1 protein-coding gene is annotated in these 297 nt (G+C 62.6%); it reads left to right on the forward strand.

What is annotated here, in order from left to right:
- Positions 1-297 (forward strand): beta-ketoacyl synthase N-terminal-like domain-containing protein (locus tag E5W87_RS35770; RefSeq protein ID WP_287203116.1); only part of this gene is annotated, 297 nt, incomplete at both ends.

Consider the following 297-nt stretch of genomic DNA (forward strand, 5'->3'; position numbering starts at 1 on the left):
TCGCCGTGCTTGCAGCGCGCGAAGCCATGCGGCAGGCCGGACTTTCCTGCGACGAGGGGAATGCCCATCGCTTCGGCGCGACAGTGGGCGTCGGATTTACCGGTTCATACGCAACAGAACAAACTTACCGCTCACTGCTTTTGGGTAGCGCAATCCGTGCTGAACTCTTCACTGGAGTAAAGGTGATGCCCAGCGCCGCTTCCGTCCATCTTAGCTTGAGCCTCGGCTTGCGCGGGCCGGTCTTCGGGGTGACCTCCGCATGTGCCTCGGCCAACCATGCGATCGCCTCGGCGGTGG

It is taken from the genome of Mesorhizobium sp., from assembly GCF_004962925.1.
Lineage (GTDB): Bacteria > Pseudomonadota > Alphaproteobacteria > Rhizobiales > Rhizobiaceae > Mesorhizobium.